Source organism: Streptomyces sp. D2-8, assembly GCF_023184515.1.
Lineage (GTDB): Bacteria > Actinomycetota > Actinomycetes > Streptomycetales > Streptomycetaceae > Streptomyces.
Genome location: NZ_JAAHBP010000008.1, coordinates 239,722 through 252,693 on the forward strand (window position 1 = coordinate 239,722; position 12,972 = coordinate 252,693).

Consider the following 12,972-nt stretch of genomic DNA (forward strand, 5'->3'; position numbering starts at 1 on the left):
TCTCAGGCGGCCGCCTCGGGGCCTCTGAACGTGCGCCGGTAGGCGTTCGGGGTGGTCCCCACCGCCCGGACGAAGTGGTGGCGCAGTGTGGCCGCGTTGCCGAACCCCGTTCGGCCGGCGATCGTGTCCATGGTCTCGTCCGTCGCCTCCAGCAGCCGCTGGGCCAGCAGCACGCGCTGGCGCAGGACCCAGCGGTAGGGAGTCGTACCCGTCTCCTGCTGGAAGCGGCGGGCGAAGGTGCGCGGCGACATGTGGGCGCGGGCGGCCAGCTGCTCGACGGTGACCTCCTCGTCGAGATGGCGCTCCATCCACGCCAGCACCTCGCCGATCGTGTCGGCCTCGGAGTGCGGCAGCGGGCGCTCGATGTACTGGGCCTGGCCGCCGTCGCGGTGCGGCGGCACCACCATCCGCCGGGCGATCTTGTTGGCGACCTCGGAGCCCTGCTCCTTGCGCACCAGGTGGAGGCATGCGTCGATACCGGCGGCCGTGCCGGCGGAGGTGATCACCGGGTCCTCGTCGACGTAGAGCACGTCCGGCTCGACGGCGACACGCGGGTACTGCCGGGCGAGTTCCTTCGCGTGCTTCCAGTGCACGGCGCAGCGGCGGTCGTCCAGCAGCCCGGCAGCGGCCAGCACGAAGGCGCCGGAGCAGACGCTGAGCACCCGGGCGCCGCGGTCGACCCCGCGCCGCAAGGCGTCCAGCAGCTCGGGCGGGAACGCACGGGACGCATAGCTCTGCCCGGCCGGCACGGCGATCAGGTCGGCCCTCTCCAGCCGCTCCAGACCGTGTTCGACGTGCAGTGAGAAGCCCGAGTTCATGCGCAGGACCGGGCCCTCGGCCGAGGCGACGGCGAAGTCGTACACCGGCAGGCCGTCGTCGCTGCGGTCGGTACCGAAGACCTCGCACACCACACCGAGTTCAAAGGGGTTCACGCCGTCGAGGAGGGCGACGGCCACGTTCTGCAGCATGCCTTCAGTGTGCCTCCCCGGTGGCAGTAATTCGAGGGTCCACGGCAGTACTGCCACTGACGGTAAGGAGTAATCGGCGCGACAGTGGTGTCCATGAACACGAACCAGGCACAGACACTCATCGCGATGGTCTTCGTACTCGGGACGCTGGTCCTCCTGGTCCTCCCGTCCGTGCTCGGTCTGGTACGCGAGCGGCGCATCGACCGTCAGATCAGGGAGGCCCAGGAGATCCGTGAAGGCGAACCGGCTCAGAAGTCCTCGTCCAGGTCGACGGTGCCCTCCACCGCCACCTGGTACGCGGAGGGCCGCCGCTCGAAGAAGTTGGTCAACTCCTGAACCCCCTGGAGCTCCATGAAGGAGAAGGGGTTCTCGGAGCCGTACACCGGAGCGAAGCCGAGGCGGGTGAGCCGCTGGTCGGCGACGCACTCCAGGTACTGCCGCATCGACTCGGTGTTCATGCCCGGGAGGCCGTCGCCGCACAGGTCGCGCGCGAACTGAAGCTCGGCCTCGACGGCCTCCCGCAGCATGTCCGTCACCTCCTGCTGGAGCCGGTCGTCGAAGAGCTCCGGCTCCTCCTTGCGGACGGTGTCGACCACCTCGAAGGCGAAGGACATGTGCATCGTCTCGTCGCGGAACACCCAGTTGGTCCCGGTGGCCAGGCCGTGCAGCAGGCCCCGGCTGCGGAACCAGTAGACGTAAGCGAAGGCGCCGTAGAAGAACAGGCCCTCGATGCAGGCGGCGAAGCAGATCAGGTTGAGCAGGAACCGGCGGCGGTCGGCCCGGGTCTCCAGCCGGTCGAGCTTGTCCACCGAGTCCATCCACGTGAAGCAGAACGAGGCCTTCTCGCGGATGGACGGGATGTTCTCCACGGCCGCGAAGGCCGCAGCACGGTCCTCCGGGTCGGGCAGATAGGTGTCGAGCAGCGTCAGATAGAACTGGACGTGCACGGCTTCCTCGAAGAGCTGCCGGCTCAGATACAGCCGCGCCTCGGGGGAGTTGATGTGCTTGTACAGCGTCAGCACCAGGTTGTTCGCGACGATCGAGTCGCCCGTCGCGAAGAAGGCGACCAGCCGGCCGATGAGGTGCTGCTCGGCGGGGGAGAGCTTGGCGAGGTCGGCGACGTCCGAGTGGAGGTCGACCTCCTCCACGGTCCAGGTGTTCTTGATGGCGTCCCGGTAGCGCTCGTAGAAGTCCGGGTAGCGCATGGGGCGCAGCGTGAGCTCGAAGCCGGGGTCGAGAAGGTTCTGGGTGCTCATTACTGGCAGGCCTCGCAGGACTCGGGGTTTTCCAGGGAGCAGGCGACCGCTTCGGGGTCCGGGGTGGCCTGCACGGGGACGGTGGCCTGGGCGGCGCGGGCGATGCGGGTCGCCGGGCGCGAGCGCAGGTAGTACGTCGTCTTCAGCCCGGACTTCCAGGCGTAGGCGTACATCGAGGAGAGCTTGCCGATGGTCGGCGTCTCCAGGAACAGGTTCAGGGACTGGGACTGGTCCAGGAACGGGGTCCTGGCCGCCGCCATGTCGATCAGACCGCGCTGCGGGATCTCCCACGCCGTGCGGTAGAGGGCACGCACGTCCTCGGGGATCCAGGCGAAGTCCTGCACCGAGCCGCTGGCCTCACGCAGGGCCTCCCGGCTGCGCGCGTCCCACACGCCGAGCCGCTTCAGCTCGTCCACCAGGTAGGAGTTGACCTGGAGGAACTCGCCCGACAGCGTCTCGCGCTTGAACAGGTTGGACACCTGCGGCTCGATGCACTCGTAGACGCCCGCGATGGAGGCGATCGTCGCCGTGGGAGCGATGGCGAGGAGCAGGGAGTTGCGCATGCCGGTCGCGGCGATGCGCTCGCGCAGGGCCGACCAGCGCTCCGGCCAGGTGAGCTCCGTGTCGTAGTGGTCGGGGTGCAGCACGCCCCGGGCCGTGCGGGTCTTCTCCCAGGCCGGCAGCGGGCCGTTGCGCTCGGCGAGGTCGGCGGAGGCCTCGTACGCGGCGAGCATGATGCGCTCGGCGATGCGGGTGGACAGCGCCTTGGCCTCGGGCGAGTCGAAGGGCAGGCGCAGCTTGAAGAAGACGTCCTGCAGGCCCATGGCGCCGAGGCCGACCGGGCGCCAGCGGGCGTTGGAGCGGCCCGCCTGCTCGGTCGGGTAGAAGTTGATGTCCACGACCCGGTCGAGGAACGTCACGGCCGTACGGACGGTCTCGTCCAGCCGCTCCCAGTCCAGGCCGCCGGTCGATGTATCGACAAACGAACCCAGGTTGACCGAGCCCAGGTTGCAGACCGCCGTCTCCCCGTCGCTGGTGACCTCCAGGATCTCCGTGCAGAGGTTGGAGGAGTGGACGACGTGGCCCGGCTCGGCCGTCTGGTTGGCGGTGCGGTTGGCGGCGTCCTTGAAGGTCATCCAGCCGTTGCCGGTCTGCGCGAGGGTGCGCATCATGCGCCCGTACAGCTCACGGGCGGGCAGGGTCTTCCTCGCGAGGCCCTTCGCCTCGGCCGCCCGGTACGCGGCGTCGAACTCCTCGCCCCACAGGTCGACCAGCTCGGGCACGTCCGAGGGGGAGAACAGCGACCAGGGCGCGTCGGCGTTCACGCGCCGCATGAACTCGTCCGGCACCCAGTGCGCGAGGTTCAGATTGTGCGTACGGCGGGCGTCCTCACCGGTGTTGTCGCGCAGCTCCAGGAACTCCTCGAGGTCGGAGTGCCAGGTCTCCAGGTAGACCGCGGCCGCGCCCTTGCGGCGCCCGCCCTGGTTCACGGCGGCGACCGAGGCGTCGAGGGTCTTCAGGAACGGGACGATGCCGTTGGAGTGCCCGTTGGTGCCGCGGATCAGTGAACCGCGGGCGCGGATGCGGGAGTACGCGAGTCCGATCCCGCCGGCGTGCTTCGACAGCCGGGCCACCTGGTGGTACCGGTCGTAGATGGAGTCCAGCTCGTCCTTGGGGGAGTCGAGGAGGTAGCACGACGACATCTGCGGGTGCCGGGTGCCCGAGTTGAAGAGGGTGGGGGAGGAGGGGAGGTAGTCGAGGCGGCTCATGAGCCCGTAGAGAGCCGCGACCTCGTGCAGTGCGCGTGGGGTGTCGTCCTCGGCGAGGCCGCTCGCCACCCGCAGCATGAAGTGCTGGGGCGTCTCGACCACCTTGCGGGTGATCGGGTGCCGAAGCAGATAGCGGCTGTGCAGCGTGCGCAGCCCGAAGTAGCCGAAGCGGTCGTCGGCGCCGGTGTCGATCAGGGCGTCGAGCCGGGCCGCGTGCAGCCGGACGAACTCGGCGGTGCGGTCGGCGATGAGACCCTCGCGGTGGCCGGCCGCGACGGACTCGGTGAAGGACGTGACGCCCTGCGAGGCGGCCTCTTCGCGGATGCCGATGGTCAGCAGCCGGGCGGCCAGCCGCGAGTAGGCGGGGTCCTCGGAGATGAGACCGGCGGCCGCCTCCGTCGCCAGCTCGCGCAACTCCGACTCGTCGGCCCGCGCGGACCGGCCGCGCAGCGCGGCGGCGGCGACCCGGCCGGGGTCGGCGTCGGGGAGGTCGGCGGTCAGCTCGGTCAGGGTCCGCAGCAGCGCGGCACCGGGAGCGTCGTGCTCTTCTTCGGCGGCTGAGACCGGTTCGGCTGGCGCGATGGTCACGTGGGGCTCTCCCTCGCTCGGCACGGGGGCCTCGTCGAGGGCAGGGGGCAGCACACGAGCGCACGCGGCGTCGCGTCCACCGGCCCATTCCACGAGGCCCGGACGTCAGGGCACACCGGCCGGGTGGCCGGGTGCGCTGTCGGCAGGTCCTCGGACTGACTCTCGTGCACGAAACATGCACAAGTACACCGTTGCGGGACAGTTCCGGATTCGCACCGGATTCCCCTGCGGCGGCAGCGAGCATGAGCATACATCTTGTGCCGGGTTCCGAAGACACCCCCAGATGTTGTGTCGCGCTGGTTTCAGAGCGTCAACTGGCAGGCGAGGAGAGTGAGGTCCGCCGGTGTGAACGACGGCGGGCCGCCGTGAAGGGTGATCACGGCGGCCCGCTGCGGGTCGTTCGTGGCTTGTCGCGCGGTTCCCCGCGCCCCTGAGCCGGTTCAGTGAGCGGAGCCCGCGGTGGCCGGGGGAAGCTCCACCCGGACCCCCGGGTCGCCCGCGTCCGCCATGTAGTCCTCCGGCTTGGTCTCGTCGATGCCGTCGGGGGCCTTCAGGGCCCTCAGGACGAAGGTCAGGACGACCGTCACCACGACGTTCAGGACGAACGCCGTGAGGCCGATGTAGCCGATCTCCCCGATGCCCGGGATCTCCTTCGCGGAACCGCCGAAGTGCTTCTGGGTCGGGGAGGCCACGCCGTATGCGGCGACCGTGCCGTAGATCATGCCGACCGCCCAGCCGGCGAGCAGGGCCCAGCGGTGGAACCAGCGGGTGAACAGGCCGCCGACCAGGGCCGGGAAGGTCTGCAGGATCCAGATGCCGCCCAGGAGCTGGAAGTTGATGGCGACCGTCTTGTCCATGGTGAGGACGAAAGCCAGCGCGCCCACCTTCACCAGCAGGGAGACCAGCTTGGAGACCTTGGTCTCCTGCGCCGGTGTGGCGTCCGGCTTGATGAAGTCCTTGTAGATGTTACGGGTGAAGAGGTTCGCGGCCGCGATGGACATGATGGCCGCGGGCACCAGCGCGCCGATGCCGATCGCCGCGAACGCCACGCCCGCGAACCAGTCCGGGAACATCGTCTCGAACAGCTGCGGGATCGCCAGCTGCCCGTTCTGCACCTTGATGCCCGCCGCGATCGCCATGAACCCGAGCAGCGCCAGCAGGCCCAGCATCAGCGAGTACAGCGGCAGGATCGTGGTGTTGCGGCGGATCACCTCACGGCTCTTCGAGGACAGCGTCGCCGTGATCGAGTGCGGGTACATGAAGAGGGCCAGGGCGGAGCCCAGCGCCAGCGTGGCGTACGTCCACTGGCCGGCCTCGGCCGGTACCAGCGCACCGCGCGGCGCGCCCGTCGCCGGGTTGGTCTGGCTGTACGCCTCGCTCGCCTTGGCGAAGATGTCGTCGAAGCCGCCCAGCTTGATCGGGATGTAGATGATCGCCACCGCGATGACGATGTAGATCAGCGTGTCCTTCACGAACGCGATGAGCGCGGGGGCCCGCAGACCCGACGAGTACGTGTACGCCGCCAGCACGCCGAACGCGATCAGCAGCGGCAGGTCCTTGACGAACCAGTTGGTGTTCTCGCCGCCGCCGACGCCCATCACGTCCAGCACGGCCTGGATGCCGACCAGTTGGAGCGCGATGTACGGCATCGTGGCCAGGATGCCGGTCAGCGCCACCGCCAGGGACAGGCCCTTCGAGCCGTAGCGGCCGCGCACGAAGTCGGAGGTGGTGACGTAGCCGTGCTTGTGGGACACCGACCACAGGCGGGGGAGGAACGTGAAGATCAGCGGGTACACCAGGATCGTGTACGGCACCGCGAAGAAGCCGGCGGCGCCCGCCGCGTAGATCGCCGCCGGCACGGCGACGAAGGTGTACGCCGTGTACAGGTCGCCGCCGAGCAGGAACCAGGTGACCCAGGTGCCGAACGAGCGGCCGCCCAGGCCCCATTCGTCGAGGCTGTGCTCGTTCTCGGCCTTGCGCCAGCGCGCGGCGAGGAAGCCCATGACCGTGACGGCCAGGAAGAAGAAGATGAAGACGGCGAGTGCGACGCCGTTCACGCCGTCCTTCACTGCGACGCACCGCCCTTCGCGGCCGAGCGGGCGCGCTGGTCACGCTGCCACAGCTTGTAGGCGATCATCGTCAGGGCGGTGGAGATGAGCACCCACGCCATCTGGTACCAGTAGAAGAACGGGATCCCGATGAAGGCCGGGTCGGTCTTGGCGTACGAGCCGACCCACAGCATGGCCACGAACGGCGCTATGAGGCAGACGGCGATGACGACGCGCAGGGGCGTCACCACCGGCCCTCCGCTGGCTTCTGGGGCTTGCGACATCAGGCGGCTCCGTCCCCTCAGTGATCACCTGTGCAATGCGCAGGCAATCTAGGTCAGGGCGCGGCGACAGCGGAACCCCTCGTCCGCAATGCGGTACCCAACCGAAACCAGGCCTCGGCGACAGCCCTCAGCAGCGGCAAAGCCCTCTCCGCAGGCCCCGGTCGACAGGTCCTAGTCGACAGGCCGCTTGAGCCGGGCCACGAACTTGTACCGGTCCCCGCGGTAGACCGACCGCACCCACTCCACCGGCCGGCCTTCCCGGTCCAGCGAGTGCCGGGAGAGCATCAGCATCGGCAGGCCGACGTCCGTGCCGAGCAGGCCGGCCTCGCGCGGGGTGGCCAGTGACGTCTCGATGGTCTCCTCGGCCTCCGCGAGATGGACGTCGTAGACCTCGGCCAGCGCCGTGTAGAGGGACGTGTACTTCACCAGCGAGCGTCGCAGCGCCGGGAAGCGCTTCGCGCTCAGGTGGGTGGTCTCGATGGCCATCGGCTCACCGTTGGCCATGCGCAGCCGCTCGATGCGCAGCACGCGTCCGCCGGGCGTGATGTCGAGCAGCCCGGCCAGGCGGTCGTCCGCGGTGATGTAGCCGATGTCCAGCAGCTGCGAGGTGGGTTCGAGGCCCTGGGCGCGCATGTCCTCGGTGTACGAGGTCAGTTGCAGCGCCTGCGAGACCTTCGGCTTGGCGACGAAGGTGCCCTTGCCCTGGATGCGCTCCAGCCGGCCCTCGACGACCAGCTCCTGCAGAGCCTGGCGCACCGTCGTGCGCGAGGTGTCGAACTCCGCCGCCAGGGTGCGCTCGGGCGGGACCGGCGTGCCGGGCGCCTGGGTCTCCGTCATGTCGAGCAGGTGCTTCTTCAGGCGGTAGTACTTGGGCACGCGTGCGGTACGGACGGGTACCCCGTTCTCGTTCTCCGCACTGCTGACGTCGGTGCTCATGCTCCGCCTTCCCGGCTCGGTCTGCCGACACGATCCCACTTGTATACCGTCGGCGCCTCTTTTGGTCTAGTCCACCATTCCCTGTGGTCTACCCGCAGTATGCCGTGCCCGCCCGGGTTTTCGCTGGCTTCTTACTTAAAGGTTCCTGCATATGTAGGTCGCATAACGGCTGGTCAGGGCCCTCTCGCGGCCCTTGACAGGCCTTCTGGTCTGGTCCAAGCTCCCCGTACTGGTCTACACCATTGGTCCAGGCCCGGCCCCACGTGCACTGCGGGGAGCCAGGGGGGTTGTGGGATCCCTGAGGAGGGTGGCGTGAAGCGCAAGCTGACAGCCGCGATCGGTATCGCGGGCATGATGGTCTCCATCGCGGCGTGCGGCGGCGAGGGTGGCGGGGGTTCCGACAAGGGCGCGGACGCCAAGGAGCTGACCGTCTGGCTCACCGTCGACGCACAGAACAACTGGCCGGAGCTGGTCAAGGCCGCCGACGCCGCGGTGAAGAAGAAGCACCCCGGCCTCAAGATCAACCACGAGTACTACGGCTGGCCCGACAAGAACGCCAAGCTCGACGCCGTCCTCGCCACGGACAAGGCCCCCGACGTGGTCGAGATGGGCAACACCGAGATGCTCGGCTACATGGTCAAGGGCGCCTTCGCCCCCCTCGACCAGGCCGGGTTCGACAACGCGGAGGCCTGGCTGGACGGTCTCAAGGCCTCGGTCACCTACGAGGGCAAGACCTACGGCGTCCCGTACTACGCCGGTGGCCGCGTCGCCAACTGGCGCAAGAACGTGGCGGCTTCCGTCGGGGTGAAGTCGGCACCCAAGACGTACAAGGAGCTGACCGCCGCCCTGGACGAGATCCAGAAGAAGCAGGGCGACAAGTTCAGCGCCTGGTACCAGCCCACCCGCGACTGGTACGCGGCCATGTCCTTCGTCTACGACGCCGGCGGCGCCATCGCCACCGAGTCCGGCGGCCAGTGGAAGGCATCCCTCTCCTCGCCCGAGTCCCTCAAGGGCCTCACCGAGTTCAAGAACGTCGTCGACAGCTACATGCACGGCGACAAGACCAAGGACGAGTCCGACCGCTACATCGTCTACGGCCAGGGCAAGTCCGCCATGATCTTCGCCGCCGCCTGGGAGGGCGCCACCTCCGAGGACCCGAAGAACGACAAGAGCGGCAAGCTCAAGGGCAACCTCGAGAACTTCGTGATGCCCGGCCCCTCCGGCAAGAACATGCCCGTCTTCCTGGGCGGCTCCGACCTCGCCGTGCCGGTGAAGTCCGACGCCCAGGCCCTGGCCGCCGAGTGGATCAACGCGTTCACCGGCTCCTCCGGGCAGAAGGGCCTGATGGCCAAGGGCAACCTGCCCAACAACAAGACCGACCTCGCGACGCTGAAGAACGACCCGAAGACGGCGGTCCCCGCCACCGCGGCCGAGTCCAGCTGGTTCGTCCCCATGGCTCCCGGCTGGGGCCAGGTCGAGAAGGCCCAGATCCTTCAGACCATGCTGCAGAACATCGGCACCGGCAAGAAGTCCGTCGAGGCCGCCGCCAAGGAGGCGGACGCCGCGATCGACAAGGTCATCAACACCAAGTGACCTGAGTGCAGGGCCCCGTCGCCCCCGCGGGTCGCGGGGGCGGGGCCCTGATTCTCGTACGACCTGAGGGACCGCCAAGGAGCGCGCGATGAGTGCCGCAGACACCACCACCCCTGCCAAGGTGCCGCCACCGCGGCAGGCACCGCCGCCGCCCCCGAGGGACCGGCGGCCCCGCGGGCGGCGCACGTCGGGCGGGGCCGGCGCCCCCTGGCTGCTGCTCGCGCCCTGCCTGCTGATCCTCGCCCTGGTCATGGGCTATCCGCTGGCCCGGCTGGTCACCCTGTCCTTCCAGAAGTTCGGACAGTCCCAGCTGTGGGGCTTCCAGCCGGCCGAGTCCGTCGGCTTCGACAACTTCGCCAAGGTGCTGGGCGACCAGGAGTTCTGGGCCGTCGTCCTGCGCACCGTCGTCTTCGCGGCCGGCGCCGTCGTCTTCACGATGGTGATCGGCATGGCCCTCGCCCTGCTGCTCCAGCGGGTCTCCGGCTGGCTGAAGATGCTCATCAACATCGTGCTGGTGGCCAGCTGGGGCATGCCGGTGATCGTGGCGACCACGGTCTTCAAGTGGCTCTTCGACTCCGACTACGGCGTCTTCAACGCGCTGCTCAGCAAGCTGCCCGGCGTCGAGATGATCGGCCACAACTGGTTCGCCAGCGGCCCCGAGGGCCTGGCCGTGATCATGCTGCTGGTGATCTGGGGAGCCGTGCCCTTCGTGGTCATCACCCTCAGCGCCGGCCTCACCCAGGTCCCCAAGGAACTGGAGGAGGCCGCCCGCCTGGACGGCGCCGGCTCCTGGGGAGTCTTCCGCTATGTCACCCTGCCCGTCCTCAAGCCGATCATCGTGATGCTCACGACCCTGTCGGTCATCTGGGACATGGGCGTCTTTCCTCAGGTGTTCGTCATGCGCAACGGCCACCCCGAGCCGGAGTTCCAGGTCCTCAACACCTACTCCTACGACCGGGCGTTCGTGGTCAACGACTACGCCCAGGGATCGGCCATCGCGCTGATCACCGTCCTGCTGCTGCTCGGCGTGGTCGCCGTCTACATGCGGCAGATGCTGAAGATCGGAGAGGTCGAATGAGCAGCACTGTGGCCCCCCGGCGGGCGCCGAAACTCTGGTGGAACCTCCTCGGCCTCCTCGTCTTCGTCATCGCGGGCTTCCCGCTCTACTGGATGCTCAACACGGCGTTCAAGCCCGCCGAGGACGCCATCGACCCGGACCCGAGCCTGCTGCCGACCGGCCTCACCTTCGACAACTTCGGCCGGGCGCTGGACATCGCCGACTTCTGGGGCCCGGTCGGCCGCAGCCTGGTCGTGTCGCTGGCCGTCGTCGTCATCGGCATGGTCGTCGGGCTGCTGGCCGCGCTCGCCATCTCCCGCTTCGCCTTCCGCGGCCGCAAGATCGTGATCGTGGGCATCCTCGCGGTCCAGATGGTCCCGCTGGTCGCCATGATCATCCCGGTGTTCCTGCTGCTCAACGACCTGGGCCAGTACGACCGGCTGACCGGCCTCATCATCACGTACCTGACCTTCGTCCTGCCGTTCACGGTGTGGACGCTGAGAGGCTTCATCGTCAACATCCCGAAGGAACTGGAGGAGGCGGCCATGGTCGACGGCTGCTCCCGCACGGGCGCCTTCCTCCGGGTCGTCTTCCCGCTCCTGGCCCCCGGCATGGTCGCCACCTCGGTCTACGGCTTCATCCAGGCCTGGAACGAGTACCTCTACGCCCTGATGCTGCTCAGCCAGAAGAACCAGACCGCGACCGTCTGGCTCGGCAACTTCACCACCAAGCACGGCACCGAATACGCCCCGATGATGGCCGGAGCCACGATGATGGCCTTGCCGATCGTCGCCCTCTTCCTCCTCGTCCAGCGCAAGATGGCCGCGGGCCTGACCGCGGGCGCAGTGAAGGGATGACCTCACCCGATGACGACACTCGCCAGCGGCACCGACACGCTCACCCGCGACGCCCTGACGGTCCTCCAGCCCGGCTTCACCGGCACCACCGCCCCCGACTGGCTGCTGCGCCGGGTCGGTGAGGGGCTCGCCTCCGTCGGACTGTTCGGCCGCAACATCGCCTCCCCGAGCCAACTGGCCGCCCTGACCGCCCAGCTGCGGGCCGAGCGCGACGACGTCCTGGTCGCGATCGACGAGGAGGGCGGTGACGTGACCCGCCTGGAGGTGCGCAGCGGCTCCTCCTTCCCGGGGAACCACGCGCTCGGCGCGGTCGACGACGTGGAGCTGACCCACCAGGTCGCCCACGAACTGGGCCGCCGCCTCGCCTCCTGCGGCGTCAACCTCAACTGGGCCCCGTCCGCCGACGTCAACTCCGACCCCCGCAACCCGGTCATCGGTGTCCGCTCCTTCGGCGCCGACACCGAGCTGGCCGCCCGCCACACCGCCGCCTATGTGACGGGCCTGCAGTCCGCCGGAGTCGCCGCCTGCACCAAGCACTTCCCGGGTCACGGCGACACGGCCGTCGACTCCCATCACGCCCTGCCGCGCATCGGCGTCTCCGCCGAGGTGCTGGCCGAGCGCGAGCTGACCCCGTTCCGCGCCGCCATCGCCGCCGGCACCCGGGCCGTCATGAGCGCCCACATCCTGGTCCCGGCCCTGGACCCCGACCGCCCCGCCACCCTCTCCCGCCGCATCCTCACCGGCTTGCTGCGCGGCGAGCTCGGCTACGACGGCCTCATCGTCACCGACGGCATGGAGATGCGGGCCATCGCGGGCACCTACGGCATCGAACGCGGCAGCGTCCTCGCCATCGCCGCGGGCGCCGACGCGATCTGCGTCGGCGGCGGCCTCGCCGACGACGCGACCGTACTGCGCCTGCGGGACGCCCTGGTCGCGGCCGTGCGCGGGGGCGAACTCCCGGAGGAACGCCTCGCCGAGGCCGCCGACCGGGTGCGGGCACTGGCCCGCTGGGCGGGAACCGCGGGCCGCCCGGCCGAGAGCGCCCACGGCACCGAGATCGGCCTGCACGCCGCCCGCCGCGCCCTCACCGTGACCGCCGCGCCGGGCCTCGGCAGCCCGGGCACCTTCCAGCCCCTCACCGAACCCCCCTACGTCGCCGCCCTCACCCCCGTCGCCAACATCGCCGTGGGCGACGAGACGCCGTGGGGCGTCGCCGCGGAGCTCATCCACCTCCTGCCGGGCACGGTGACGGGCAGCTTCGCCGCCGGGGACGGCCCGGAGGGCGAGGCCGGTGAGAGCGCCGGAAGGGCGGCGCTCCAGGCGGCCGGCACCCGCCGCATCGTCGCCGTCGTCCGCGACGAACACCGCCACCCCTGGATGGCCTCGGCCCTCGACACCCTGCTCGCGGCCCGCCCCGACACCGTCGTCGTCGAGATGGGCGTCCCCCAGGCCGCCCCGCGAGGCGCCCTGCACATCGCAACCCACGGCGCGGCCCGCGTCTGCGGCCGGGCGGCGGCCGAGGTGATCGCCGGGGTCACGGGGCTGTGAGAGCACGTCCGTGAACCGGCCGGTCCGGCGTGGCCGTGCAGGCCCGGCCGAGGGCGCCCCGTGGCGAT

The 12,972-nt window shown here is 69.6% G+C and carries 11 protein-coding genes and 1 riboswitch; of the genes, 5 read left to right on the top strand and 6 right to left on the bottom strand.

Annotated features, from left to right (window positions below):
* Positions 1–2: 2 nt before the first annotated feature.
* Positions 3–968, bottom strand: coding sequence for a GlxA family transcriptional regulator (locus G3I77_RS17020; RefSeq protein WP_248504636.1), 966 nt, complete (start codon positions 966–968; stop codon positions 3–5).
* Positions 969–1,061: 93 nt separating this feature from the next.
* Here G3I77_RS17020 and G3I77_RS17025 point away from each other — a divergent pair, with 93 nt between their 5' ends.
* A complete protein-coding gene (locus tag G3I77_RS17025) occupies positions 1,062–1,304 on the top strand; it encodes a hypothetical protein (protein ID WP_248504638.1) in 243 nt (80 codons plus the stop codon).
* On the opposite strand, the gene G3I77_RS17030 is transcribed toward G3I77_RS17025, so the two are convergent.
* The 5 genes from G3I77_RS17030 to G3I77_RS17050 form a co-directional block, all read right to left on the bottom strand.
* Complete coding sequence (locus tag G3I77_RS17030) at positions 1,217–2,224, bottom strand: ribonucleotide-diphosphate reductase subunit beta (protein ID WP_248504640.1); 1,008 nt, start codon at positions 2,222–2,224, stop codon at positions 1,217–1,219. The two genes, G3I77_RS17025 and G3I77_RS17030, sit on opposite strands and share 88 nt — an antisense overlap.
* Positions 2,224–4,581, bottom strand: a complete 2,358-nt coding sequence (locus G3I77_RS17035; protein ID WP_248504642.1) for a ribonucleoside-diphosphate reductase subunit alpha — start codon at positions 4,579–4,581, stop codon at positions 2,224–2,226. Before G3I77_RS17035 ends, G3I77_RS17030 begins: the two co-directional genes overlap by 1 nt.
* A 123-nt stretch (positions 4,582–4,704) precedes the next feature.
* A riboswitch (cobalamin riboswitch) is annotated at positions 4,705–4,838 on the bottom strand.
* Between the two features lie 183 nt (positions 4,839–5,021).
* The gene (gene mctP / locus G3I77_RS17040; protein WP_248504644.1) at positions 5,022–6,650 is read right to left on the bottom strand and encodes a monocarboxylate uptake permease MctP; all 1,629 of its coding nucleotides are present in this window, start codon (positions 6,648–6,650) and stop codon (positions 5,022–5,024) included.
* Entirely contained in the window at positions 6,647–6,913 is a 267-nt protein-coding gene (locus tag G3I77_RS17045; RefSeq protein WP_248504646.1) for a DUF3311 domain-containing protein, read from the bottom strand. Before G3I77_RS17045 ends, mctP begins: the two co-directional genes overlap by 4 nt.
* Positions 6,914–7,084: 171 nt before the next feature.
* On the bottom strand, positions 7,085–7,849 hold the full coding sequence (locus G3I77_RS17050) for a GntR family transcriptional regulator (RefSeq protein WP_248504648.1): 765 nt from the start codon (positions 7,847–7,849) through the stop codon (positions 7,085–7,087).
* 312 nt (positions 7,850–8,161) lie between these two features.
* On the opposite strand from G3I77_RS17050, the gene G3I77_RS17055 reads away from it, so the two are divergent.
* The 4 genes from G3I77_RS17055 (at position 8,162) to G3I77_RS17070 (ending at position 12,904) form a co-directional block, all read left to right on the top strand.
* On the top strand, positions 8,162–9,442 hold the full coding sequence (locus tag G3I77_RS17055) for an extracellular solute-binding protein (RefSeq protein ID WP_248504650.1): 1,281 nt from the start codon (positions 8,162–8,164) through the stop codon (positions 9,440–9,442).
* Positions 9,443–9,530: 88 nt separating this feature from the next.
* Entirely contained in the window at positions 9,531–10,520 is a 990-nt protein-coding gene (locus G3I77_RS17060; RefSeq protein WP_248504652.1) for a carbohydrate ABC transporter permease, read from the top strand.
* Positions 10,517–11,356, top strand: a complete 840-nt coding sequence (locus tag G3I77_RS17065; RefSeq protein WP_248504654.1) for a carbohydrate ABC transporter permease — start codon at positions 10,517–10,519, stop codon at positions 11,354–11,356. Before G3I77_RS17060 ends, G3I77_RS17065 begins: the two co-directional genes overlap by 4 nt.
* Positions 11,357–11,365: 9 nt before the next feature.
* On the top strand, positions 11,366–12,904 hold the full coding sequence (locus G3I77_RS17070) for a glycoside hydrolase family 3 protein (RefSeq protein ID WP_248504656.1): 1,539 nt from the start codon (positions 11,366–11,368) through the stop codon (positions 12,902–12,904).
* The last annotated feature ends 68 nt before the right edge of the window (positions 12,905–12,972 follow it).

What these genes read in the sequence shown, in the direction of transcription:
- G3I77_RS17020 (WP_248504636.1), bottom strand. Translation starts at nt 968, where the DNA reads ATGCTGCAGAACGTGGCCGTCGCCCTCCTCGACGGCGTGAACCCCTTT.
- G3I77_RS17025 (WP_248504638.1), top strand. Translation starts at nt 1,062, where the DNA reads ATGAACACGAACCAGGCACAGACACTCATCGCGATGGTCTTCGTACTC.
- G3I77_RS17030 (WP_248504640.1), bottom strand. Translation starts at nt 2,224, where the DNA reads ATGAGCACCCAGAACCTTCTCGACCCCGGCTTCGAGCTCACGCTGCGC.
- G3I77_RS17045 (WP_248504646.1), bottom strand. Translation starts at nt 6,913, where the DNA reads ATGTCGCAAGCCCCAGAAGCCAGCGGAGGGCCGGTGGTGACGCCCCTG.
- G3I77_RS17050 (WP_248504648.1), bottom strand. Translation starts at nt 7,849, where the DNA reads ATGAGCACCGACGTCAGCAGTGCGGAGAACGAGAACGGGGTACCCGTC.
- G3I77_RS17060 (WP_248504652.1), top strand. Translation starts at nt 9,531, where the DNA reads ATGAGTGCCGCAGACACCACCACCCCTGCCAAGGTGCCGCCACCGCGG.
- G3I77_RS17065 (WP_248504654.1), top strand. Translation starts at nt 10,517, where the DNA reads ATGAGCAGCACTGTGGCCCCCCGGCGGGCGCCGAAACTCTGGTGGAAC.
- G3I77_RS17070 (WP_248504656.1), top strand. Translation starts at nt 11,366, where the DNA reads ATGACGACACTCGCCAGCGGCACCGACACGCTCACCCGCGACGCCCTG.